The organism is Streptomyces sp. NPDC054866 (assembly GCF_053610745.1).
In genome coordinates, this window is record NZ_JBSGZA010000002.1 from 62,396 (window position 1) to 85,558 (window position 23,163).

Annotated in this window: 18 protein-coding genes; 15 read left to right on the forward strand and 3 right to left on the reverse strand. The window is 72.8% G+C overall.

Going from position 1 to position 23,163, the window contains the following annotated elements; genetic code table 11:
* The first annotated feature begins 93 nt into the window (after positions 1-93).
* Genes ACWGI2_RS08970 through cobI form a run of 7 tightly spaced genes read left to right on the forward strand, consistent with a single transcriptional unit; the run spans position 94 to position 11,063 of the window.
* On the forward strand, positions 94-1,035 hold the full coding sequence (locus tag ACWGI2_RS08970) for a cobalamin biosynthesis protein (RefSeq protein WP_453694734.1): 942 nt from the start codon (positions 94-96) through the stop codon (positions 1,033-1,035).
* The gene (locus ACWGI2_RS08975; RefSeq protein ID WP_453694735.1) at positions 1,032-2,540 is read left to right on the forward strand and encodes a cobyric acid synthase; all 1,509 of its coding nucleotides are present in this window, start codon (positions 1,032-1,034) and stop codon (positions 2,538-2,540) included. The genes ACWGI2_RS08970 and ACWGI2_RS08975 overlap by 4 nt, the downstream gene beginning before the upstream one ends.
* Positions 2,537-6,211, forward strand: a complete 3,675-nt coding sequence (gene cobN / locus ACWGI2_RS08980) for a cobaltochelatase subunit CobN (protein WP_453694736.1) — start codon at positions 2,537-2,539, stop codon at positions 6,209-6,211. The genes ACWGI2_RS08975 and cobN overlap by 4 nt, the downstream gene beginning before the upstream one ends.
* Positions 6,212-6,257: 46 nt before the next feature.
* Complete coding sequence (locus ACWGI2_RS08985) at positions 6,258-8,276, forward strand: putative cobaltochelatase (protein ID WP_453694737.1); 2,019 nt, start codon at positions 6,258-6,260, stop codon at positions 8,274-8,276.
* A complete protein-coding gene (gene cobO, locus ACWGI2_RS08990; RefSeq protein WP_160504283.1) occupies positions 8,276-8,884 on the forward strand; it encodes a cob(I)yrinic acid a,c-diamide adenosyltransferase in 609 nt (202 codons plus the stop codon). Before ACWGI2_RS08985 ends, cobO begins: the two co-directional genes overlap by 1 nt.
* Positions 8,878-10,317 (forward strand): cobyrinate a,c-diamide synthase, encoded by a 1,440-nt coding sequence (locus tag ACWGI2_RS08995; protein ID WP_453694738.1) that lies wholly within the window; start codon positions 8,878-8,880, stop codon positions 10,315-10,317. Before cobO ends, ACWGI2_RS08995 begins: the two co-directional genes overlap by 7 nt.
* Positions 10,314-11,063, forward strand: a complete 750-nt coding sequence (cobI, locus tag ACWGI2_RS09000) for a precorrin-2 C(20)-methyltransferase (RefSeq protein WP_160504285.1) — start codon at positions 10,314-10,316, stop codon at positions 11,061-11,063. Before ACWGI2_RS08995 ends, cobI begins: the two co-directional genes overlap by 4 nt.
* A 17-nt stretch (positions 11,064-11,080) precedes the next feature.
* Here the strand turns inward: cobI and ACWGI2_RS09005 are convergent, their stop codons facing one another.
* Positions 11,081-11,812 carry a ZIP family metal transporter gene (locus tag ACWGI2_RS09005; protein ID WP_453694739.1) on the reverse strand — a complete coding sequence of 244 codons (732 nt, stop codon included), beginning with the start codon at positions 11,810-11,812 and terminating at the stop codon, positions 11,081-11,083.
* Positions 11,813-11,904: 92 nt separating this feature from the next.
* Between ACWGI2_RS09005 and cobM the strand changes: the two genes are divergently transcribed.
* The 6 genes from cobM to cobC are packed head-to-tail and all read left to right on the forward strand — an operon-like array spanning position 11,905 to position 18,363.
* Complete coding sequence (gene cobM / locus ACWGI2_RS09010; RefSeq protein ID WP_453401232.1) at positions 11,905-12,729, forward strand: precorrin-4 C(11)-methyltransferase; 825 nt, start codon at positions 11,905-11,907, stop codon at positions 12,727-12,729.
* Positions 12,726-13,997, forward strand: coding sequence for a precorrin-6y C5,15-methyltransferase (decarboxylating) subunit CbiE (gene cbiE / locus ACWGI2_RS09015; protein WP_453694740.1), 1,272 nt, complete (start codon positions 12,726-12,728; stop codon positions 13,995-13,997). Before cobM ends, cbiE begins: the two co-directional genes overlap by 4 nt.
* Positions 13,994-15,727: a precorrin-3B C(17)-methyltransferase gene (cobJ, locus tag ACWGI2_RS09020; protein ID WP_453694741.1), complete on the forward strand. Its 1,734-nt coding sequence runs from the start codon at positions 13,994-13,996 to the stop codon at positions 15,725-15,727. Before cbiE ends, cobJ begins: the two co-directional genes overlap by 4 nt.
* The gene (locus ACWGI2_RS09025) at positions 15,724-16,350 is read left to right on the forward strand and encodes a precorrin-8X methylmutase (protein ID WP_453401235.1); all 627 of its coding nucleotides are present in this window, start codon (positions 15,724-15,726) and stop codon (positions 16,348-16,350) included. Before cobJ ends, ACWGI2_RS09025 begins: the two co-directional genes overlap by 4 nt.
* Positions 16,347-17,297, forward strand: a complete 951-nt coding sequence (locus ACWGI2_RS09030) for a sirohydrochlorin chelatase (protein WP_453694742.1) — start codon at positions 16,347-16,349, stop codon at positions 17,295-17,297. Before ACWGI2_RS09025 ends, ACWGI2_RS09030 begins: the two co-directional genes overlap by 4 nt.
* The gene (cobC, locus tag ACWGI2_RS09035) at positions 17,281-18,363 is read left to right on the forward strand and encodes an Rv2231c family pyridoxal phosphate-dependent protein CobC (protein ID WP_453694743.1); all 1,083 of its coding nucleotides are present in this window, start codon (positions 17,281-17,283) and stop codon (positions 18,361-18,363) included. The genes ACWGI2_RS09030 and cobC overlap by 17 nt, the downstream gene beginning before the upstream one ends.
* 252 nt (positions 18,364-18,615) lie before the next feature.
* Here the strand turns inward: cobC and ACWGI2_RS09040 are convergent, their stop codons facing one another.
* Positions 18,616-19,536: an SCO1860 family LAETG-anchored protein gene (locus ACWGI2_RS09040; protein WP_453694744.1), complete on the reverse strand. Its 921-nt coding sequence runs from the start codon at positions 19,534-19,536 to the stop codon at positions 18,616-18,618.
* A 319-nt stretch (positions 19,537-19,855) separates the two neighbouring features.
* On the opposite strand from ACWGI2_RS09040, the gene ACWGI2_RS09045 reads away from it, so the two are divergent.
* Positions 19,856-20,683 carry a 2-phosphosulfolactate phosphatase gene (locus ACWGI2_RS09045; protein WP_453694745.1) on the forward strand — a complete coding sequence of 276 codons (828 nt, stop codon included), beginning with the start codon at positions 19,856-19,858 and terminating at the stop codon, positions 20,681-20,683.
* A gap of 104 nt (positions 20,684-20,787) precedes the next feature.
* On the opposite strand, the gene ACWGI2_RS09050 is transcribed toward ACWGI2_RS09045, so the two are convergent.
* The gene (locus tag ACWGI2_RS09050; protein ID WP_453694746.1) at positions 20,788-21,879 is read right to left on the reverse strand and encodes an amidohydrolase family protein; all 1,092 of its coding nucleotides are present in this window, start codon (positions 21,877-21,879) and stop codon (positions 20,788-20,790) included.
* Between the two features lie 100 nt (positions 21,880-21,979).
* Here ACWGI2_RS09050 and ACWGI2_RS09055 point away from each other — a divergent pair, with 100 nt between their 5' ends.
* Positions 21,980-23,083, forward strand: a complete 1,104-nt coding sequence (locus ACWGI2_RS09055) for a pyridoxal-phosphate-dependent aminotransferase family protein (protein ID WP_453694747.1) — start codon at positions 21,980-21,982, stop codon at positions 23,081-23,083.
* Positions 23,084-23,163 lie beyond the last annotated feature (80 nt).

Genomic DNA, 23,163 nt, shown 5'->3' on the forward strand with positions numbered 1-23,163 from the left:
CTGAGTGAGGACATATCGCCATGCGCGGCCGCCCGTTGCCGGACCAGTTCCCGAGCGTGAGCTCTCTTCTCGGCACAGCGACCGGCTGAAGCCATGCGTGCCGATCGCGACTTCGCGTACGGCGCCGCCGCCGGCCTCCTCGGTGACCTGTTCCTCGGCGATCCCCGCCGCGGGCATCCGGTCGCCGCGTTCGGCCGGGCCGCGGGTGCCGTCGAGCGTGTGCTGTGGCGTGACCACCGCGGGTGGGGCGCCCTGCATGCCGTGGTGTGCGCCGGAGGCGCGGCCGGTGCCGCCGCCCTGGCCTCTTCTCTTGTACGTGATTCGCGCGCCGCGTCCGTCGCGCTGACCGCCGCCACCACCTGGGCCGTGGTCGGCGGCACCTCGCTGGGGCGTGAGGCGCGGGCCATCGGCGGGGCGCTCGCCGCCGGGGACGTCGAGGTGGCACGGGAGCGGCTGCCGCATCTGTGCGGGCGGGATCCGCAGGCCCTCGACGCCGACGGCATCGCGCGGGCCGTGGTCGAGTCCGTCGCCGAGAACACGTCCGACGCCGTGGTGGGGGCGTTGGTGTGGGGTGCTCTGGGCGGAGTGCCCGGGCTGGTCGCCTTCCGGGCCGTGAACACGCTCGACGCCATGGTCGGGCACAAGTCCGTGAAGTACCGCCGCTACGGGTGGGCTTCCGCGCGGCTCGACGACGTACTGGGGTGGCCGGGCGCCCGGCTCACCGCCGTACTCGCGGCCGTTGCCGGGGACTCGCCACGTGGCGCGGTGCGCGCCTGGCGTGACGATGCCGCCAAGCACCCGAGCCCCAACGCCGGGCCCGTCGAGGCCGCCTTCGCCGGGGCGTTGGGCGTACGGCTCGGGGGGACTCTCTCGTACGCGGGGCGTGTCGAGCACCGGCCCGTCCTGAACGGGGACGGGCGGGGCGTCGAAGTCCCCGACATCGAACAGGCCGTGAAGCTGTCGCGACGGGTGGGTCTCCTTGCCCTGGGCGTCGCGGCGGCCGTGAGCGCTCTACGGAAAGGCAGGGCCTCATGAGTGGTGGACTGCTCGTCGCCGGAACCACCTCCGACGCGGGGAAGAGCGTCGTCACCGCCGGGATCTGCCGGTGGCTGGCCCGCAAAGGGGGCTCCGTCGCGCCCTTCAAGGCGCAGAACATGTCCCTCAACTCCTTCGTCACGCGCGAAGGCGCCGAGATCGGGCGGGCCCAGGCCATGCAGGCGCAGGCCGCCATGGTCGAGCCGACCGCGCTGATGAACCCCGTGCTGCTCAAGCCGGGCAGCGACCGCAGCAGCCAGGTCGTCCTCATGGGCAAGCCGGTGGGCGAGATGAGCGCGCGCGGCTACCACGGGGGGCGGCAAGAGGCGCTGCTCTCCACCGTCGTGGGATGCCTTGAGGAACTTCGGGGCAGCTATGACGCCGTGATCTGCGAAGGTGCGGGCAGTCCCGCCGAGATCAATCTGCGACGTACGGACATCGTGAACATGGGGATCGCGCGGGCCGCCCGCTTCCCCGTGGTCGTGGTGGGAGACATCGACCGCGGAGGCGTCTTCGCCTCCTTCTTCGGGACCACCGCGCTGCTGAGCGCCGGGGACCAGGAGCTGGTCGCCGGGTATCTCGTCAACAAGTTCCGGGGCGACGTCTCGCTGCTCGAACCCGGGCTCGACATGCTCCAACAGCTCACCGGGCGGCGCACGTTCGGTGTGCTGCCGTTCCAGCACGGCCTCGGCATCGACGAGGAGGACGGGCTCCGGGTGTCCCTGCGGGGCGCCGTGCGGGAGTCCGTCGTCGCTCCCCCGGTCGGCGAGGACGTGCTGCGCGTCGCCGTCTGCGCCGTACCGCTGATGTCGAACTTCACCGACGTGGACGCGCTGGCCGCCGAACCCGGCGTCGTCGTGCGGTTCGTGGACCGGGCCGAAGAACTCGTCGACGCCGATCTCGTGATCGTGCCGGGGACGCGCGGCACGGTCCGCGCCCTGGAGTGGCTGCGCGAGCGCGGCCTCGCCGACGCCATCGCGCGGCGCGCCGCCGAGGGCCGTCCGGTGCTGGGGATCTGCGGCGGTTTCCAGGTGCTCGGCGAGCACATCGAGGACGACGTCGAGTCGCGGGCCGGTGCCGTGGACGGACTCGGGCTGCTGCCCGTGCGGGTGCGGTTCGCGCGCGAGAAGACACTTGCGCGGCCGGTCGGCGAGGCGCTCGGTGAACCCGTCGAGGGGTACGAGATCCACCACGGCGTCGCTCAAGTCCTGGGCGGAGAGCCCTTCCTGGACGGCTGCCGCGTCGGCGAGGTCTGGGGCACGCACTGGCACGGCTCCCTGGAGTCCGACGCGTTCCGGCGCCGCTTCCTCACCGAGGTCGCCCGCGCCGCCGGGCGCCGCTTCGTACCCGCGCCCGACACCAGCTTCGGCGCACTGCGCGAGGAGCAGCTCGACCTGCTCGGCGACCTGATCGAAGAACACGCGGACACGGACGCGCTGCTCAGCCTGATCGAGACCGGCGCACCCGCCGGTCTCCCCTTCATCGCACCGGGGGCACCCTCATGACCGTCCTGCTTCTGTCCACCGCCGACACGGACCTCCTTGCCGCCCGTGCCTCCGGCGCCCCCTACCGCATCGGCAACCCGACCCGGGTCGACGCGCAGGCCGAGCTGCCCGCGCTGATCGAGGGCGCGGACATCGCCGTCGTACGCCTCCTCGGCGGCAAGCGGGCGTGGGAGGACGGGCTCGCGGCGCTGAAGGCCGCCGGAATCCCGACGGTGCTGCTCGGTGGCGAGGCCGTGCCGGACGCGGAGCTGATGGCCGAGTCGACCGTGCACGCGGGGTCCGTGGCGGAGGCGCTGCGGTATCTCGTCGAGGGCGGCACGGAGAATCTGCGCGAGCTTGCGCGCTTCCTCAAGGAGGACGTGCTCGCGGCGGGACACGCGCGCTCGGGCGACGCGCACGAGCGGCAGAGCGCCGAGCCGCGGAAGATGCCCGAGTACGGGGTGCACGGCTCGCGCGCCTACGTCGAGGGCCGGCCGACCGTGGGGGTGCTCTTCTACCGGGCCCACCAGCTCTCCGGGAACACCGGCTTCGTCGACACGCTGTGCGACGCGATCGAGGCGCGGGGCGCCAACGCCCTTGCCGTGTACTGCGGTTCGCTGCGCGGCGCCGACGCGGGCCTGTACGAGATCCTGGGGCGGGCGGACGCGTTGGTGGCCACCGTCCTCGCGGCGGGCGGCACGCACGCCTCGGGCGCGAGCGCGGGCGGCGACGAGGAGGCGTGGGACATCGGCGCCCTTGCCGACCTCAACATCCCTGTCCTGCAAGGGCTTTGCCTCACCTCGTCGCGCGCCACGTGGGACGCGTCCGACGCCGCGCTCTCCCCGATGGACGCGGCCATGCAGGTCGCGATCCCCGAGTTCGACGGCCGCGTCATCACCGTGCCGTTCTCCTTCAAGGAGCAGGGCCCCGACGACGTACCGGTGTACGTCGCCGACCCCGAGCGCGCCGCCCGGGTGGCCGGAATCGCCCTGCGGCACGCCCAGTTGAAGCACAAGCCGAACGCGGAGAAGAAGCTCGCGCTCGTCTTCACCGCGTACCCCACGAAGCACTCGCGCGTCGGCAACGCGGTCGGCCTGGACACTCCCGCCTCGGCGGTGCGTGTGCTCGACTCCCTGCGGGACGCGGGGTACGTCGTCGAGGGCCATCCCGACAACGGTGACGAGCTGATCCACCGCCTCATCAACGCCGGTGGCCACGACGTCGAGTGGCTCACCGAGGAGCAGCTGGCCGCCGCTCCCGCGCGCGTGCCGCTCGCCGACTACCGGGCGTGGTTCGACAAGCTGGACCCGGAGCTGCGCGACGGCATGCTGGAGGCGTGGGGCGAGCCGCCCGGCAACCTCTACGTGGACGGCGACGACATCGTCCTCGCCTCCCTGCAGTTCGGGAACGTCGTCGTGATGATCCAGCCGCCGCGCGGCTTCGGCGAGAACCCGATCGCGATCTACCACGACCCCGACATGCCGCCCTCGCACCACTACATGGCGGCCTACCGCTGGCTCGAGCTGTCCTTCGGCGCCGACGCGATCGTCCACATGGGCAAGCACGGCACGATGGAGTGGCTGCCGGGCAAGGGCCTCGGCCTGAGCGGGAGTTGCGCCCCGGACGCGGTGCTCGGTGAGCTGCCGCTGATCTACCCGTTCATCGTGAACGACCCCGGCGAGGGCACCCAGGCCAAGCGGCGCGGGCACGCCACGGTGGTCGACCACCTGGTGCCGCCGATGGCGCGCGCGGACACGTACGGGGACCTGGCGAAGCTGGAGCAGCTCCTCGACGAGTACGCGCTGGTCAGCGACCTGGATCCGACGAAGGCCCCTGCCGTCCGCGCGCAGATCTGGACGCTGGTGAAGGCCGCCGAGCTCCACCACGACCTGCATGTCGACGAGATGCCCGACGACGGCGAGTTCGACGAGTTCGTCATGCACATCGACGGCTATCTGTGCGAGATCAAGGACGTGCAGATCCGCGACGGTCTGCACATCCTCGGCGGCGGCCCCGAGGGCGAGGCGCGCGTCAATCTGGTGCTCGCCGTGCTGCGGGCCTCGCAGGTGTGGGGCGGTCAGGCGAACGCCCTGCCCGGTCTGCGGGCCTGCCTCGCCGAGCACTTCGGGCTCAGCGAGAAGGAGCTGCTCGCCGAGCCGGGCGCGGCGGTGAAGGTCGCGGACGGTCTCACGTCGCTGGTCGACGGGCCCGCGCGGACCGGCGCCGACGCGCTCGACCTCCTGGAGCAGCTGTGCCGCCGCCTCGCCGAGGGCATGGAGGAGCGCGGCTGGGAGCTCTCCGCCGTGCGGGAGCTCGTACGGGATGTCGTCGGCGTCGAACTGCCGCCCGCCGTGGCCGTGTTGGGCTTCGCCTGCGAGGAGGTCGTACCGCGGCTCGCGCGGACGACCGACGAGATCGGGCACATCCTGCGGGCGCTCGACGGCGGTTACGTCCCCGCCGGGCCCTCCGGGTCGCCCACGCGCGGGCTGGTGAACGTGCTGCCGACCGGCCGCAACTTCTACTCCGTCGACCCCAAGGCGATCCCCTCGCGCCTCTCCTGGGAGGTCGGCCAGTCGCTCGCCGACTCGCTGATCGCGCGGTACCTGACGGACACGGGCGAGTACCCGAAGTCGGTCGGCCTGACCGTCTGGGGCACGTCGGCCATGCGCACGCAGGGCGACGACATCGCGGAGATCCTGGCGCTCCTCGGCTGCCGTCCCGTGTGGGACGACGCGTCGCGGCGCGTGACCGGGTTCGAGATCGTGCCGGTGGAGGAGCTCGGACGGCCGCGCATCGACGTGACGGTGCGGATCTCCGGCTTCTTCCGTGACGCCTTCCCGCATGTCATCGGCCTGATCGACGACGCGGTGCGAGCCGTGGCGGAACTGGACGAGGCCCCGGAGTCCAACTACGTACGGGCGCACTCCGACGAGGACACCGCCGAGCACGGCGACCGGCGCCGGGCCACCTCCCGGATCTTCGGCTCCAAGCCCGGGGCCTACGGCGCGGGCCTCCTCCCGCTGATCGACGCGCGCAACTGGCGCAGCGACGCCGACCTCGCCGAGGTGTACGCGGTGTGGGGCGGCTACGCGTACGGGCGCGGGCTCGACGGGAAGGCCGCGCGCGGGGACATGGAGACCGCGTTCCGGCGGATCAACGTCGCGGCGAAGAACGTGGACACCAGGGAGCACGACCTGGTCGACGCCGACGACTACTTCCAGTACCACGGCGGCATGGTCGCCATGGTGCGCCATCTGACGGGCGAGTCCCCCGAGGCGTACGTCGGCGACTCGGCAACCCCCGACCAGGTCAAGACGCGCACCCTGGGCGAGGAGACCCACCGCGTCTTCCGGGCCCGTGTGGTCAACCCCCGCTGGATGGCGGCCATGCGGCGCCACGGCTACAAGGGGGCCTTCGAGATGGCCGCCACCGTGGACTATCTCTTCGGGTACGACGCGACCGCGGGCGTGGTCGACGACTGGATGTACGAGAAGCTCTCCGCCGAGTACGTCTTCGACCCGGAGAACCGGGAGTTCATGCAGAAGTCCAACCCCTGGGCGCTGCGCGGGATTTCGGAGCGGCTGCTCGAAGCGGCCGAGCGTGGCCTGTGGGCCGAGCCGGACGCGGGGACGCTGGAGCGGCTTCGGGCCACCTACCTGGAGCTTGAGGGCGAGCTGGAGGGGGACGGGTGAGGCCCGCCGTCCCCTGCCCCGCCCTGGATCACGCAATGGAGGCCTTGTGACCACCCCCTATCCGTTCACCGCCCTCGTCGGTCAGGACGACCTGCGGCTCGCCCTGCTGCTCAACGCCGTGTCACCCGCCGTCGGCGGCGTGCTCGTCCGCGGCGAGAAGGGCACCGCCAAGTCCACCGCCGTGCGGGCCCTTTCGGCGCTCCTTCCGCAGGTGCCCGTCGTCGCGGGCTGCCGGTTCTCCTGTGATCCGGCAGCGCCCGACCCCGCCTGCCCGGACGGTCCGCACGACGCCGGTGGGGCCTCCGTGCGGGACGCGCGGATGGTCGAGCTGCCCGTCGGCGCCTCCGAGGACCGTCTCGTCGGGGCGCTCGACATCGAGCGGGCACTCGCCGAGGGCGTCAAGGCCTTCGAGCCGGGGCTGCTCGCCGACGCCCATCGCGGCATCCTCTACGTCGACGAAGTGAACCTGCTGCACGACCACTTGGTCGACCTGCTGCTGGACGCCGCCGCCATGGGCGCCTCGTACGTCGAGCGTGAGGGCGTCTCCGTGCGGCATGCCGCGCGGTTCCTGCTCGTGGGCACCATGAACCCCGAAGAGGGAGAACTGCGCCCGCAGTTGCTCGACCGCTTCGGGCTCACCGTCGAGGTCGCGGCGTCCCGCGAGACCGATCAGCGCGTCGAGGTCGTACGGCGGCGGCTCGCGTACGACGACGACGCGGAAGGCTTCGCCGCGCGGTGGCACAACGAGGAGTCCGCGGTGCGGGCCCGGATCGTCGCCGCCCGCGCGCTGCTCCCCCAAGTACGGCTCGGCGACGCGGCGTTGCGGCAGATCGCCGCCACCTGCGCGGCCTTCGAGGTCGACGGGATGCGGGCCGACATCGTGATGGCGCGTACGGCGACGGCGCTGGCCGCCTGGGCCGGACGCGAGGACGTGCTCGCGGAGGATGTGCGGCAGGCCGCCCTCCTCGCGCTTCCGCACCGGCGCCGGCGCAACCCCTTCGACGCGCCGGGGCTCGACGAGGACAAGCTCGACGACACCCTGGAGCAGGCCTCCGACGGCGACCAGGGCGACGACGACCCGGACCCCGACGGCCCCGGCGGTGGCGGCGGTGGCAAGCCCCCGGAGAGCGGGCCCGACACGCCCGGCTCGCCGGAGTCGCAGAGCGACGCGGGCCAGGAGGACGAGGCGTCGCCCTCCCAGGCCCCGGCCGCCGGCGGCGGTGAGCAGCAGCCCGTACGGGCCGCGGAGCCGTTCCGCACCAAGATGCTGAGCGTGCCCGGCCTGGGCGAGGGTGCCGCGGGGCGGCGCTCCCGGGCGCGCACCGAGCACGGACGTACCACCGGGGCCCGGCGGCCCCAAGGGGCGCTCACCAAGCTGCACTTGGCGGCCACGGTGCAGGCCGCGGCCCCGCATCAGCGGGCGCGCGGGCGCTCGGGGCGGGGGCTCGTCGTACGGCGTGACGATCTGCGGCAGGCGACGCGGGAGGGGCGTGAGGGCAACCTCGTGCTCTTCGTCGTGGACGCCTCCGGGTCCATGGCGGCGCGGCAGCGGATGAGTGCCGTGAAGGGAGCGGTCCTCTCGCTGCTGCTTGACGCCTACCAGCGGCGGGACAAGGTCGGGCTCGTCACCTTCCGGGGGTCCGATGCCGAGGTGGCGCTGCCGCCCACGTCCTCCGTGGACGCCGCCGCCGCGCGACTCGAATCGCTGCCCACGGGCGGGCGTACCCCCGTCGCGGCCGGGCTGCTCAAGGCGCACGAGGTGCTGCGGGTGGAGCGGCTGCGGGATCCGGCGCGACGGCCGCTGGTGGTGGTCGTGACGGACGGCAGGGCCACGGGTGGCGTGGAGCCGGTGGCCCAGGCGGGGCGCGCGGCACGGCTCTTCGGGGCTGCGGGGATCGCTTCGGTGGTCGTCGACTGCGAGTCGGGGCCCGTGCGGCTCGGGCTGGCGGGGCAGCTCGCGGGTGAGCTCGGCGGGACCGCCGTGACGCTCGACGAACTGCGGGCGGAGTCCATCGCCGGGCTCGTCAAGGACGTACAGGGAACTCGTATGAGGAGCGTGGCCTGATGCCGCAGGGGCAGCCGAGTGTGGTGCCGGACGACGGGCTCACCACGCGTCAGCGGCGCAACCGTCCGCTGGTCGTCGTGCACACCGGGATCGGCAAGGGGAAGTCGACCGCCGCTTTCGGGCTCGCGCTGCGGGCCTGGAATCAGGGGTGGCCCATCGGGGTCTTCCAGTTCGTGAAGTCGGCGAAGTGGAAGGTCGGCGAGGAGAACGCCCTGAAGGTGCTCGGGGCTTCCGGCGAGGGCGGCTCCGTCGACTGGCACAAGATGGGCGAGGGCTGGTCGTGGATCCAGCGCGCGCCCGCCGACGGCGAGCAGAGCAACGAGGAGAAGGCCCGCGAGGGCTGGGAGCAGGTCAAGCGCGACCTCGCCGCAGAGACGTACCAGCTGTACGTCCTCGACGAGTTCGCCTACCCCATGCACTGGGGGTGGATCGACACGGACGAGGTGATCGAGACGCTCCGGGGGCGGCCGGGAAATCAGCATGTCGTCATCACGGGGCGCAACGCGCCTGCTGAGCTGGTCGAGTTCGCCGATCTCGTCACCGACATGTCCAAGGTCAAGCATCCGATGGACGCGGGGCAGAAGGGCCAGAGGGGCATCGAGTGGTAGCTCGGCTCGTCGTCGCGGCGCCGTCTTCCGGAAGCGGGAAGACGACCGTCGCCACCGGGTTGATGGCCGCGTTCGCCGCGGCCGGGCTCGCCGTGTCCCCGCACAAGGTGGGGCCCGACTACATCGATCCCGGGTATCACGCGCTGGCCACGGGGCGGCCTGGGCGGAACCTCGACTCGTATCTGTGCGGGCCGGAGTTGGTCGCGCCCTTGTTCGCGCACGGGGCGCGTGGGTGCGATCTGGCCGTGGTCGAGGGCGTCATGGGTCTGTACGACGGGGCGTCGGGGCAGGGTGAACTCGCTTCCACCGCGCAGGTGTCGAAGCTGTTGCGGGCGCCTGTGGTGCTTGTCGTCGACGCGTCGTCGCAGTCGCGGTCCGTTGCCGCGCTGGTGCACGGGTTTGCCTCGTGGGATCCGGAGGTGCGGATCGGGGGCGTGATCCTGAACAAGGTGGGGTCCGCGCGGCACGAGGCGTTGCTGCGGGAGGCTCTTGATGAGTCCGGGGTGCCGGTGCTGGGGGCGTTGGGGCGCGCGTCGCAGGTCCAGGCTCCCTCGCGGCACCTGGGGCTTGTTCCTGTTGCCGAGCGGCGGGCCGAGGCCGTGGAGTCCGTTGCGGCGTTGGCCTCGCGGGTGCGGGAAGGGTGCGACCTTGAGGCCGTTCTCGCGCTGGCGCGGAGTGCGCCTGTGTTGGCGGGTGACGCGTGGGATCCGGTTGCGGTGGGTGCCTGCGGCGCCTCTTTCCCCAATCCCGCCCCTTCCCGAAACCGGGGCTCCGCCCCGGACCCCGCTCCTCAAACGCCGGAGGGGCTGAAAAGTCCCCGAAGCGGGCCGAGCAGACCCGTCGTCGCCGTCGCCGGTGGGCCCGCCTTCTCCTTCTCCTACGCCGAGCACGCCGAGCTGCTCACCGCCGCAGGAGCCGAGGTCGTCACCTTCGATCCGCTGCACGACGAGGAACTGCCGCCGGGCACCTCCGGGTTGGTCATCGGGGGCGGGTTCCCCGAGGTGTACGCGCCCGAGCTCTCCGCCAACGAGCCGCTGCGCAAAGCCGTCGCCGAGCTCGCGCTGAGCGGCGCGCCCGTCGCCGCCGAATGTGCCGGACTGCTTTATCTGACCCGGGAGTTGGACGGCAAGCCGATGTGCGGCGTGCTGGACGCGCACGCGCGGATGTCCGAGCGGCTCACGCTCGGCTACCGCGAGGCCGTCGCCGTGTCCGACAGCCCGCTCGCGGCGGTCGGCACGCGGATGCGCGGGCACGAGTTCCACCGCACCGTCGTCGAACCGGGCGCCGGGGCGGCTCCCGCCTGGGGTCTGCACGCCCCTGAACGGCGCGTCGAAGGCTTCGTACAACAGGGTGTGCACGCGAGTTACCTGCACACGCATTGGGCCGCCGAACCCGGTATCGCCCGTCGGTTCGTAGAGAGGTGCAGAGCATGAGCAGCAAGCTGGTCGGGGTTGGCGTCGGGCCCGGAGATCCCGAGCTCGTCACCGTCAAGGGCGTCAACGCGCTGCGTGCCGCCGCCGTCGTCGTCGTACCCGTGATGGCCGCGGCCGACGGGACGGACGGCGGCGAGCGCGGGCGCGCCGAAGCGACCGTGCTGCACTACGTCCCCGAGGACAAGGTCGTACGCGTCGTGTTCGCGCTCAACGAGCGCAGTGACCGGCAGCGCCGCGAGGCCGCGTGGGACGCCGCCGGTGAGCGGGTCGCCCAACTGCTGCGCGAGCAGGGCTCGGTGGCCTTCGCGACCATCGGCGACCCCAATGTGTACTCCACGTTCACCTACCTCGCGCAGACCATCTCGGAGCTCGTGCCCGGCGTCGTGGTGGAGACCGTGCCCGGGATCACCGCCATGCAGGATCTCGCCGCGCGCAGCGGCGCCGTTCTCACCGAGGGCACCGAGCCGCTGACGCTGGTGCCGGTGACCGCGGGCGCCGCCGCGCTCAAGGACGCCCTCGCCGGGCCCGGCACGGTCGTCGCGTACAAGTTCGGGCGGCTCGCCCATGAGGTGGCCGCCGCGCTGCGCGAGACCGGGCGGACCGACGACGCGGTGTGGGGCTCCGCGCTCGGGCTGCCCGAGGAGTCCATCCAGGGTGCAGCCGATCTCGGCGACGCCCCGCTGCCCTATCTGTCCACCCTCATCGCTCCCGCGCGGCGCGAGGGCGGCCGGGGCGGAAAACTGTGACGCCCCCCGCCGCCGCCTCACTCCGCGATGCCCACCACCAGCCAGATGAACGCCGCTCCCGCCACCGTGCACAGCAGCGTCGAGCGGGCCGGGTGCTCGTGGTGGGCCTCCGGCAGGATCTCCGCGGCGGCCAGGTAGAGCAGCGCTCCGCCGAAGAAGCCGAGATAGCCGCCGAGCAGTTGCTCCGGAATGGTGAACAGGAGCGTCGAGGCGGCGCCCACCACCGGGGCCACCGCGTCCGCGAACAGCATCGCGATGGCCTTGCGGCGCGCGTTCCCGTACAGGCTGGTGAGCGTGTACGTGTTGAAGCCGTCCGCGAAGTCGTGGGCGATGACCGCGACGGCCACCGCCAGGCCCATGCCGCCGCCCACCTGGAAGGCGGCGCCGATCGCGATGCCGTCCATGGCGCTGTGGCCGACCATCGCGCCGGCCGCCGTCAGACCCACCTGAGGGACACGGCCGTTCGTCTTCTCGTCCGCGCCGTGCCCGGCGTGACGGCCCGCCAGGAGATGCTCCACGAGGTGCGCGGCGAGGAAGCCCGCGACGAACAGGAGCAGCGCCGCCGGTACGCCGAAGACCGGGGTGCCGGCGGCTTCCAGCGCCTCCGGCAGCAGGTCGAGGCCGACCACGCCGAGCATCAGACCGCCCGCGAGCCCCAGGACGAGGTGGCGCCGGTCAGTGACCCGCTGCGCCGTCCAGCCGCCCACCAGGGTCATCACAAAGGCGCCGAGCGCCACGAACACCGCCATGCGCCCTTGCTAGCCGATTGACCCCCCGCGCCGCACATCCGGCGCGGGGCGACACCCACTGTTTTTCTGTTTCGTACGAGAGGAACCCACCCATGGCCGACGCCGAAGCCACCACCGGCAAGGTGACCTTTGTCGGGGCAGGGCCCGGCGCCGCCGACCTGCTCACCTTCCGTGCCGCGCGAGCGATCGCCGACGCCGATGTCGTCATCTGGGCGGCCAGCCTCGTACAGGCGGAAGTCCTCGAACACGCGCGTGAAGGCGCAGAGATCCTCGACTCGGCGACGATGTCCCTCGAAGAGGTGGTAGCCGTCTACGAGCGGGCCGCCGCCGAAGGCCTGAAAGTGGCCCGGATCCACTCCGGCGACCCCGCCCTGTGGGGCGGCACGCAGGAGCAGGTCGACCGTTGCGCCGACATCGGCGTGGAGACGGAGATCGTGCCCGGCGTCTCGTCGTTCTCGGCGGTCGCGGCGATCGCGCAGCGCGAGCTGACGATCCCCGAGGTCGCGCAGTCCGTGATCCTCACCCGGCTCGGCGGCGGCAAGACGCCGATGCCGCCCGGCGAGGAGGTGCGGGAGTTCGCGCGGCACGGCACGACGATGGCGCTGTTCCTCTCGACCGCGCGCAGCGGGCAGCTGGTGCGGGAGCTCCTGGAGGGCGGCTACCCGACGACCACGCCCGTCGTCATCGCGTACCAGGTGACGTGGCCCGAGGAACTCGTCCTGCACTGCACCATCGAGACGCTCGAAGAGACGGTCAAGGAGCACAAGCTCTGGAAGCACACCCTCTTCCTGGTCGGTCCCGCCCTCTCCGCGCACGGCACCCGCTCGCACCTGTACCACCCGGGCCACTTCCACGGCTTCCGCAAGGCCGACCCGCAGGCGCGGGCCGCGCTACGCGCCGAGAAGGCCACCTCATGATCACCGTCGTCGGTACGGGGACGGGGGCGCCGCTCGACGCGGCCGCCCTCGAAGCCGTGCGCGGCGCGGGGCTCGTGGTGGGGGCCCGGCGGCACATCGACGCCGCCCAGCTGCCGCCGGGGACGGCCCGCGTGGTGATGGGGCCGCTCGCTCCCGCGCTCGACGCCATCGAGGAGCAGTTGGTCAAGGCGGACGGCGTGCAGGACGGCGGCGGTGTCGTCGTGCTGGCCTCCGGGGATCCCGGGTTCTTCGGCATCGTGCGGGCGCTCGCCGAGCGGTTCGGGCCCGCGGCGCTGGACGTCCGGCCCGGCGTCTCGTCCGTCGCCACCGCCTTCGCGCGGGTCGGGCTGCCGTGGGACGACGCGGTGGTGGTGAGCGCGCACGGCCGCGATCTGCGCACCGCCGTGAACGTCTGCCGCACGCACCCCAAGGTGGCCGTCCTGACCGGCCCCGGCAGCGGGCCCGCCGAGCTCGGCGGCGAGCTGATGCGCCGCACCGACACCCGCATCCTCGTCGTCGCGTCCGCCCTGGGAGACCCGGAGCACGAGCGCGTCGAGCGGGTCACACCGGCCGAGGCCGCGGGCCGCGACTGGGGTGCCGGCGTGAGCGTCGTCCTGTGCCTTGACGACGAGCGGGCCCTCGCGCCCGTGCGCACCGTCGCCGGACCACGCCTCTCCCCCGACCAATGGGCCCTGGACGAGGCCGAGTTCACGCACCGCGACTCGATGATCACCAAGTTCGAGGTGCGGGCGCTCGCCCTGGCCCGGCTCGGTCCGCGCACGGGCGACCTCGTGTGGGACATCGGCGCGGGGTCGGGATCGGTCGCCGTGGAGTGCGCGCGGTTCGGGGCGGCCGTCGTGGCCGTGGAGAAGACCGCCGACGGCGTCGAGCGCATCCGTGCCAACGCCGCCGCGCACGGCGTCGACGTACGCGCCGTGCACGGGGCGGCGCCCACCGTGCTCTCCGATCTCTCGGACCCGGACGCCGTGTTCATCGGCGGCGGCGGCCGTGAGCTGCCCGCCATCGTGACGGCGTGCGCACGGCGTGCACGGCGGACCGTGGTGGTCGCCATGGCGGCGATCGACCGGGTGCCCGCGGTCCGGGCCGCGCTGAGCGGTGCCGGGTACGACTGCGACGGCGTACTGCTGCAGTCGTCGCGTCTTGCGCCGCTGCCCGGTGAGGTGTCGCGGCTCGCCGCGGCCAATCCGGTCTTTCTGGTGTGGGGCACCCGCCCCTCATCTTCCTTGCCTGAAGGAGTAGTTGAGTGATCGGCCTGATCTCCGCCACGGCGGCGGGCGGCGCGGCACGCGACCGCGTCGCCGCGTCATGGCCCTCGCGGACGCGGGTGTACGAGGGTCCCGTGCGGGAGGCCTTGGAGCGGGCCTTCACCGAGTGCGAGCAGGTGGTGTGCTTCCTCGCCACCGGCGCGGTGGTGCGCCTTGCCGCGCCGCTCCTGCGGGGCAAGGACGTCGACCCGGGGGTCGTGTGCGTCGACGAGGCCGGACGTTTCGCGGTCGCTCTGCTGGGCGGCCACGAGGGGGGCGCCAACGCCCTGGCTCAGGAGGTGGGAGATCTCCTGGGGGCCACGCCTGTCGTGACGACGGCGACCGACTCCGTGGACGTGCCGGGGCTCGACACGCTCGGCCTTCCGGTGGAGGGGGACGTCGCCGGGGTCACCCGCGCGATCCTGGACGGCGAACCGGTCGCCCTGCACGCGGAGTTGGCCTACCCGCTGCCCGCACTGCCGCCCAACGTCACGCCGGGCCAGGGGCGGTCGGCCGTGTGGGTGACGGACCGGGTGCTCGAACTCGGGCCCGGTGAGGTCGTGTTGAGGCCCGGCTCACTCACCGTGGGCGTGGGCGCCAGCAAGGGCGCGCCCACCGAGGAAGTCCTCGGGCTCATCCAGGACACCCTCCGGGACGCGGGCCTCTCCCCCGCCTCCATCACCGCGCTCGCGACCGTCGACGCGAAGGCCGAGGAGCCCGGCGTCGTCGAGGCGGCCGCACGGCTCGGGGTACCGGTGGTGACGTACGCGGCCGACGAACTGGCCGGTGTCGACGTGCCGAACCCCTCCGACGCGCCGCTCGCCGCCGTCGGTACGCCCTCCGTGGCGGAGGCCGCCGCACTGCGCGGCGGCGGTGAACTCCTCGTACCGAAGCGGAAGTCGGCGCCCGACGGCCGTGCGCCCATGGCGACCTGCGCGGTGGTGCGCCGCGCGCCGCGCGGCCGGCTCGCCGTGGTCGGGCTCGGCCCCGGCGCGCGTGATCTGCTGACGCCGCGCGCCCGTGACGAGCTGCGCGGGGCATCGGTCCTCGTCGGCCTCGACCAGTACGTCGACCAGATCCGTGACCTGCTCAGGCCCGGTACGAAGGTCATCGAGTCCGGTCTGGGCGCCGAGGAGGAGCGCGCCCGTACCGCTGTCGCCGAGGCCCAGAAGGGCCAGGCGGTCGCGCTGATCGGCTCCGGCGACGCGGGTGTGTACGCCATGGCTTCGCCCGCGCTCGCGGAGGCGAGCGACGACATCGACGTCATCGGTGTGCCCGGCGTGACGGCCGCGCTCGCCGCCGCCGCGATCCTGGGCGCGCCGCTCGGCCACGACCACGTGTCGATCAGCCTGTCCGACCTGCACACTCCGTGGGAGGTCATCGAGCGCCGGGTGCGCGCGGCGGCGGAGGCGGACATCATCGTCACCTTCTACAACCCGCGCAGCCGGGGCCGCGACTGGCAGCTGCCGAAGGCCCTGTCGATCCTCGCCGAGCACCGCGAGCCCACGACCCCCGTGGGTGTCGTGCGCAACGCCTCGCGTCCGGACGAGTCGGCGCGTCTGAGCACGATCGGCGAACTCGACCCGGGAGTCGTCGACATGATGACGGTCGTGACCGTCGGCAACACCGCGACCCGCGAGATCGCGGGCCGCATGGTGACCCCGCGCGGCTACCGCTGGCAGCACGCGGCCACCCCTTCAGACGCGGCGGCCCCTTCGGAGGTGACCAAGTGACCCGTGTCGTCCACCCCATCGAGCAGGAGTCGTTCCGGCGGCTGCGTGCCCGCCTGGACACGTCGCACTTCGCGCCGCTGACCCGCGCGGTCGTGGAGCGCGTCATCCACTCCGCCGCCGACCTGGAGTACGCGACGGACCTCGTCACCGACGAGGACGCCCTGGTGGCCGCCCACGCGGCACTGCACGCGGGTGCGCCCGTGGTCGCCGACGTGGAGATGGTCGCCGCGGGCATCACCAAGCGCGAGACGGTCTGCCGCCTCAAGGACGCCACGTCGCATGCGGGGCTCACCCGTTCGGCCCACGCGATCCGTCTCGCGTACGAGGAAGTGGGCCCCGGCGCGCTCTGGGTGATCGGCTGCGCGCCGACCGCCCTGGAGGAACTGCTCGTACTCGACGCGGCGCCCGCGCTGGTGATCGGCCTGCCGGTCGGCTTCGTGGGGGCCGCGGAGTCCAAGGCGGCACTGCGCGAGAGCGGGCTTCCCGCCGTCAGCAACGTGTCGGAGAAGGGCGGTTCGGCGGTGGCGGCGGCGGCGCTGAACGCACTCCTGTACCACCCCGCTCCAGGGCAGCCGTCGCCCCGTACGAATGAAACAACCGAAACACTCAAGGAGTCCCAGTGACCACCCCGCCCGCACTGCTCATCGCCGGACACGGCACCCGTGACGACGCCGGGGCGGCCGCCTTCCGGGACTTCGTGCAGGAGCTCGCCCGCCGCAACCCCGAACTCCCGGTCGCCGGCGGCTTCATCGAACTGTCGCCGCCGCCGCTTGGCGACGCGGTCACCGACCTCGTGGACCGGGGCGTGAAACGTTTCGCGGCGGTCCCGCTGATGCTGGTGTCCGCCGGGCACGCCAAGGGTGACATCCCCGCGGCGCTCACCCGCGAGAAGGAGCGCCACCCCGGCATCTCGTACACCTACGGCCGCCCGCTCGGCCCGCACCCCTCGCTCCTGAAGGTCCTGGAGCGCCGCCTGGACGAGGCGCTCGGCGGCTCGGCCCGCACACCCGAGGACCGCGCGGACGTCACGGTGCTGCTCGTGGGCCGCGGTTCGACCGACCCGGACGCCAACGCCGAGGTGCACAAGGCGGCGCGGCTGCTGTGGGAGGGGCGCGGTTACGCGGGCGTGGAGACGGCGTTCGTATCGCTCGCGGCGCCGGACGTGCCGTCGGGCCTGGACCGCTGCGTACGCCTCGGCGCGAAGCGGATCGTGGTCCTGCCCTACTTCCTGTTCACGGGCATCCTGCCGGACCGGGTCCGCCAGCAGACGGACGGCTGGGCGGCGGCGCACCCCGACATCGAGGTGCGCTCGGCGGACGTGATCGGCCCCGAGGAGGAGCTGCTCGACCTGGTCATGGAGCGCTACCGCGAGGCCGTCAAGGGCGACATCCGGATGAACTGCGACTCCTGCGTGTACCGCATCGCGCTGCCCGGCTTCGAGGACAAGGTGGGGCTTCCGCAGCAGCCGCACTTCCATCCGGACGACGATGGGGACCACGCGCACGGCCATGGGCACGGACATGGCCATGGGCACGGCCATCACCACGGTTCGCATGCGCACTCCCACTGAGAGCGAGGCTGGGGCTGAGGTCGGCGGCGAACCGGACCTGCGGCATCACGGGGATGCCGAGGTCCGGGGCGCCGCCGACCTCACCGACCTCGCGGTGAACGTCCGCGCGGACACCCCGCCCGCCTGGCTGAAGCGCCACATCGCCGCCTCGCTCGACGGCCTCGCCGCCTATCCGGACGGCCGGGCGGCGCGGGCGGCGGTGGCGGAGCGGCACGGTGTGACGCCGGACCGGGTGCTGCTCACGTCGGGCGCGGCGGAGGCGTTCGTGCTGCTCGCCCGAGCCCTGAAGGTGCGTCAGCCCATGGTGGTACACCCGCAGTTCACCGAGCCGGAGGCGGCGCTGCGGGACGCGGGGCATGCGGTGGGGCGGGTGCTGCTCCGGGAGGAGGACGGCTTCCGTCTCTCGGGGGCGAAGGTTCCCGAGGACGCCGACCTGGTCGTGATCGGCAACCCGACGAACCCGACGTCGGTTCTCCATCCGGCCGCCTCGATTGCCGAACTCGCCCGTCCGGGGCGGGTGTTGGTGGTGGACGAGGCGTTCATGGACGCGGTGCCGGGTGAGCGGGAGGCGTTGGCTGGTCGCACGGACGTGCCTGGGCTTGTGGTTTTGCGGAGCCTCACCAAAACGTGGGGGCTCGCGGGGCTGCGGATCGGTTACGTCCTGTCCGACCCGGAGACGATCGCCCGCTTGTCGCGGGCGCAGCCCTTGTGGCCGGTTTCCTCACCTGCCCTCGCGGCGGCGGAGGCGTGTGTGGCGCCTGCGGCGCTGGCTGAGGCGTCTGTGGCGGCGCTGCGGGTGGCTGATGACCGGGCCTATCTCCTGGCCGGGCTCAGGGAGTTCACCCCTGCCGGGGTGCGCGCCATGGAGGCCGCCGAAGGCCCCTTCATCCTGCTCCGGGCCCCCAAGGCCACGACCCTCCGCGAAGGCCTGCGAGAGCGAGGCTTTGCCTTGCGGCGCGGCGATACGTTCCCGGGGCTTGGCCCGGAGTGGCTGCGGGTCGCGGTGCGTGACCGGGGGACGACGGATCGGCTTCTGGGGGCGTTGAGGGTGGCGCTGGGGGGGTGATGCCTTTTCCTTCCCCAACCCCACCCCTTCCCGAAAACCCGCTCAGCGCGGGGGCCTTGGTGACCGTCGTCACCGGCTCCGCCGAGTTCGTCCTCAAACGCCGGACGGGCTAAAAAATTCAGCTGCGGGGCAATCGGGTGGGTGGGCGGGAAAAATAGCCCCTCCGGCGTTTGAGGAGCGGGGGCCTGGGGGCGGAGCCCCCAGTTTCGGGAAGGGGCGGGATTGGGGAGAGCCCCGCAGGGACCCCCCCCCTCAGCCCCTACGCCCCCGGCGAGTCATCGCCACCGCCCCACCCCCCGCAGCGAGCAGCACAACCGCACCCCCCACCAGGTACGGAGTGGCCGAGTTCCCCCCTGTCTCGGCGAGGTTCGCCTCCTGCGGCTTCGTCGCTGGCGGCCTCTCCTCCGCACCCCCCTGCGGCTTCACCGGAGCCGAAGGCTTGGCCGCGGCGGCGGGGGCCTCGCAGGAGGCACCGGCCAGCGTCACCGTCCCCTCCACCTCCGCGACATTCAGCTTCAGGGGATTCACGGACACCTTCAGCTCCAGCGCGGACGCCGCAGCCGTACGCGACGTCGTACGCGTCTTCGACAGGTCGAGCCGCACCTCACCGACCCCCGGCACCTTCACCTGCGTCGTTCCCCCCGCCGACAGCGTGACCTTCTTGCCGAGCACCGTGACGCCGCCAAGGAGATTCGCCTCGGCGACAGGCCGCTTGCCCGCAGCGCAGACCGCCTTGGACGTCACCTGCTCGACCTCGATCAGGGACAGCAGCGGCAGGCCCGGCACATGCACCTTCGCCCGCGCGATGTTGCTGTAGCCCTCCGCCTTCCCGTCCTCGACGGTCGCCTTCGCGGTGGCGACGTCCGCCCGCAGCACGCTGAACGGCTGCCCGCCGTTGACCCCGTCGAGCTCAGCGGTGAGCGCGGTCTTCCCGGCGCTGGCCGGTGCCTGTACTTCGTTGAGCGAGACCTTGAGCGGGACGTTCAAGGTCTTGTTGAGCAGGGACACGTCGAGCCCGGTACGCAGCACGACGGCGTTCGCGCGGCCCTTGTCGCCGCCCGTCGCCGACGCGGGTCCCGCGGTGGCGAGCGCCGCGGGGCCCGCGGCGAGAACCGTGGCGGTGGCGATCACGCCGATGCGGCGTGCGGGCATGCGGAAGGTGTTGCTGTTCAAGGTGGTGGAACCCCCACAGGAGATACGGAGTCGCCGGAAGCCTCGCGCTTCGCTGGATGGGGACATCGCTTGAGCGCGACACCGGCAACATCGACAGGGGGAATCTTTACGCACTGAGAGTGAATAGCCAGCGACCGAGCGTGAGTTCACTCCAAAGGGAGGTTTCCGCCCTTGCTTTCGAATCTTCAGGCACGGGCGTTCCCACGAACCACCCGAGCAACTCCCTGGCTCGAACACGTCGGTTGACGCCGACGCCGTGGCCGAATGATGTGCAACGAACCGAGGCCCGATTGCGTAACGCTCCGTCAATATGAGTCACATGGGGCAGACGCGGCGCAGAAGTGGCGAGGAGTGGTGCGAGCAGGGCGCGTACGGGGTCAGGTTCGAATGGGGGCCCGAGGGAGCCCGGCGGCTCACGGCGGGTGGCGATGTGGCGTGCCTGGTCGTCGTCGATGTGCTGTCGTTCACGACGGCGGTGTCGGTCGCGGTGGACGCGGGGACGAAGGTCTTCCCGTACGCGTGGCGGGACGAGAGCGCTGTCGTCTTCGCCCGCGAGCGGGACGCGGCACTGGCGGTCGGGCGGCGCGGGGTGACCGCCGGGTCACCGTGGTCCCTCTCCCCCGCCGCACTGCGCCGGGCACCCTTCACGCCCTGCCTGGTGCTGCCCTCGCCCAACGGATCGGCGATCGCCGCGGCGGCGGGTACGTCCGGTGCGGTCGTCGCGGGGTGCCTCAGGAACGCGGCGGCGGTGGGGAGTTGGCTCGCGAGGCGGGGGTACGGGACACGTGACCTGCCGGTCGCCGTCGTCGCCGCCGGTGAGCGCTGGGCCGACGGGAGTCTGCGCCCCGCCCTGGAGGATCTGCTGGGGGCGGGGGCGATCGTCTCCGCGATCCACGGGGCCGAGCTCTCACCGGAGGCCTCGGTGACGGCCGCCGCCTACACGTCGTGCGGAGACGTCGCCTCGGCCGTCGCCGACTGCGCGTCGGGGCGGGAGCTGCGGGCTTACGGCTTCGCGGAGGATGTGGCGGTGGCGGTGGAGTCCGGGGCTTCGCAGGGGGTGCCGGTGCTGATGGACGGGGCCTTTTCCTTCCCCGATCCCGCCCCTTCCCGAGAACCCGGCTCCGCCGGGACCGATGCTGACCGCTGATCACCGGCTTCGCCGCGTTCGCCGCGTTCGCCGCCTTCGCTACGTTCACCGCGTTCGCCGCGTTCACCGCGTTCACCCTCAAACGCCCGACGGGCTGAATCCACCTACCCCACCACCCTCCCGTTCAGCACGATCCTCCGCGGCGCCGCCAGCACCCCCACGTCCTCCCGGGGATCGGCCCCGTACACCACCAGGTCCGCCGGTGCTCCCTCCACCAGGCCGGGGCGTCCCAGCCAGGACCTCGCTCCCCATGTCGTCGCCGACAGGGCGTCCACTGCCGGGATTCCGGCGAGCCGCAGCTCGGCCACCTCGGCGGCGACCAGGCCGTGGGCCAGCGAGCCGCCCGCGTCCGTGCCCGCGTACACCGGCACTCCCGCGTCGTACGCGGCCCGCACCGTGTCGTAGCGGCGCTCGTACAGCCGCCGCATGTGCCGCGACCACTTGGGGAACTTCGACTCGCCGCCGTCGGCCAGCTGCGGGAACGTCGCGATGTTCACCAGCGTCGGCACGATCGCGACGCCCCGCTCGGCGAAGAGCGGGATGGTCTCCTCGGTCAGGCCGGTGGCATGCTCGATGCAGTCGATGCCCGCCTCCACCAGGTCCCGCAGGGAGTCCTCGGCGAAGCAGTGCGCCGTCACGCGCGCGCCCAGGCGGTGCGCCTCGGCGATCGCCGCCTCCACCTCGGCCCGGGGCCAGCACGCCGTCAGGTCTCCGGCGTCGCGGTCGATCCAGTCGCCGACCAGCTTGACCCAGCCGTCGCCGCGCCGCGCCTCCTGGGCGACGTACGCGACGAGGTCGGAGGGCTCGATCTCGTGGGCGTAGTTGCGGATGTAGCGGCGCGTACGCGCGATGTGGCGGCCCGCCCGGATGATTTTGGGGAGGTCCTCGCGGTCGTCGATCCAGCGGGTGTCGGACGGGGAGCCCGCGTCGCGGATGAGGAGCGCGCCGATCTCGCGGTCGGTCAGCGCCTGCTTCTCGGCCGTGGCCGCGTCCACCGGGCCGTGCGCGTCCAGGCCCACGTGGCAGTGCGCGTCGACCAGGCCCGGGAGCGTCCAGCCCTCGATCGTCGTGACGTCCGCCGCACGCGCCGGGCGGTCGTACGTGACCCTGCCCCCGACCACCCACAATTCGTCCCGGACCTCGTCCGGGCCGACGAGCACCCGCCCCTTCACGTGCAGCACCGTGTGATCGCTCATGTACAGCAGCTTAGGAGCCTGTCGGTACGCTCGGTCCGGCAGCCCGAACGAACTCGTGAGCGAAGTGAGCAGCGAAGTGAGCAGCACGGTGACGACACACGTGACGACGCATCCATTCCTTGACCTGGCCCCTCTGAGCGCCCAGCACTTCGCCTCCATCGAGGAGCGCGTCACCGGGCTGCTCTCCACCTCGCAGGACGTCGTGATCATGCAGGGCGAGGCGCTGCTCCCTCTGGAGGGCTGTATCCGGGGCGCGGCGCAGCCGGGCACGACCGCGCTGAACGTCATCACCGGTCCTTACGGGCAGACCTTCGGAAACTGGCTGCGGGACTGCGGGGCGACGGTCGTCGACCTCGCCGTCCCCTTCCACACGGCCGTCACCGCCGAGCAGGTGCGCGAGGCCCTCGCCGAGCATCCCGAGATCGACTTCGTCTCGCTCGTCCATGCCGAGGCCGCGACCGGCAACACCAATCCCGTCGCCGAGATCGGTGAGGTCGTACGCGAGCACGGTGCCCTCTTCATGCTCGACGCCGTCGCCTCGGTGGCCGCGGAGCCGCTGCTTCCGGACGCGTGGGGCGTGGACCTGTGCGTGATCGGCGCGCAGAAGGCGATGGGCGGCCCGGCAGGCGTCTCGGCCGTCTCCGTGAGCGAGCGGGCCTGGACGCGCCTCGCCGCCAACCCGCGGGCGCCGCGCCGCTCCTACCTCTCCCTCCTGGACTGGAAGGAGCGCTGGATCGACGGCGGGCGCAAGGCGCTGCTGCACGCCCCGGCCCAGCTGGAGATGCTCGCGCTCGAAGCGTGCGTGGAGCGCATCGAGGCGGAGGGGCTCGACGCGCTGATGGCACGGCACGCCACCGCCGCCGCGGCGACGCGTGCGGGTGCGATCGCTCTGGGCGGCGGCCTCACGCCGTACGTCCACGAGGCGCGGGACGCCGCTCCGGTCGCCACGACGCTGCGGGCCCCGGACGGGGTCGACGCCTCGGAGCTCGTCGCCAAGGCCCTCGCCGCGGACCCGGTGCTTCCGCTGGTCGCCGGCGGCGGCGCCCTCGCCACGGAGATGATCCGGGTGAACCACTACGGCCCGGACGCGACCCGAGGCGTCGTACACGCCTCGCTCGCCGCCCTGGGAGCCGCGATGGGCGAAACGGGCCTCACGGTCGACCTGGAGGCGACACGCCGCGCGGTGACGGCTGCCTGGCAGTAGGCGCGGCCGACGCCCACCCGCCCGCCCGGCAGCAGCCCCCGGCAGCCGCAAGCTCACAGCGAACATCGGCCGTCCCGAGC

Bases quoted from the DNA above. Each gene is read 5' to 3' on its own strand.
- ACWGI2_RS08970 (WP_453694734.1), top strand. From the start codon at position 94: ATGCGTGCCGATCGCGACTTCGCGTACGGCGCCGCCGCCGGCCTCCTC.
- ACWGI2_RS09005 (WP_453694739.1), bottom strand. From the start codon at position 11,812: ATGGCGGTGTTCGTGGCGCTCGGCGCCTTTGTGATGACCCTGGTGGGC.
- cbiE (WP_453694740.1), top strand. From the start codon at position 12,726: ATGATCACCGTCGTCGGTACGGGGACGGGGGCGCCGCTCGACGCGGCC.
- cobM (WP_453401232.1), top strand. From the start codon at position 11,905: ATGGCCGACGCCGAAGCCACCACCGGCAAGGTGACCTTTGTCGGGGCA.
- cobC (WP_453694743.1), top strand. From the start codon at position 17,281: ATGCGCACTCCCACTGAGAGCGAGGCTGGGGCTGAGGTCGGCGGCGAA.
- cobI (WP_160504285.1), top strand. From the start codon at position 10,314: ATGAGCAGCAAGCTGGTCGGGGTTGGCGTCGGGCCCGGAGATCCCGAG.
- cobN (WP_453694736.1), top strand. From the start codon at position 2,537: ATGACCGTCCTGCTTCTGTCCACCGCCGACACGGACCTCCTTGCCGCC.
- ACWGI2_RS08975 (WP_453694735.1), top strand. From the start codon at position 1,032: ATGAGTGGTGGACTGCTCGTCGCCGGAACCACCTCCGACGCGGGGAAG.
- ACWGI2_RS09045 (WP_453694745.1), top strand. From the start codon at position 19,856: ATGGGGCAGACGCGGCGCAGAAGTGGCGAGGAGTGGTGCGAGCAGGGC.
- cobO (WP_160504283.1), top strand. From the start codon at position 8,276: ATGCCGCAGGGGCAGCCGAGTGTGGTGCCGGACGACGGGCTCACCACG.
- ACWGI2_RS09050 (WP_453694746.1), bottom strand. From the start codon at position 21,879: ATGAGCGATCACACGGTGCTGCACGTGAAGGGGCGGGTGCTCGTCGGC.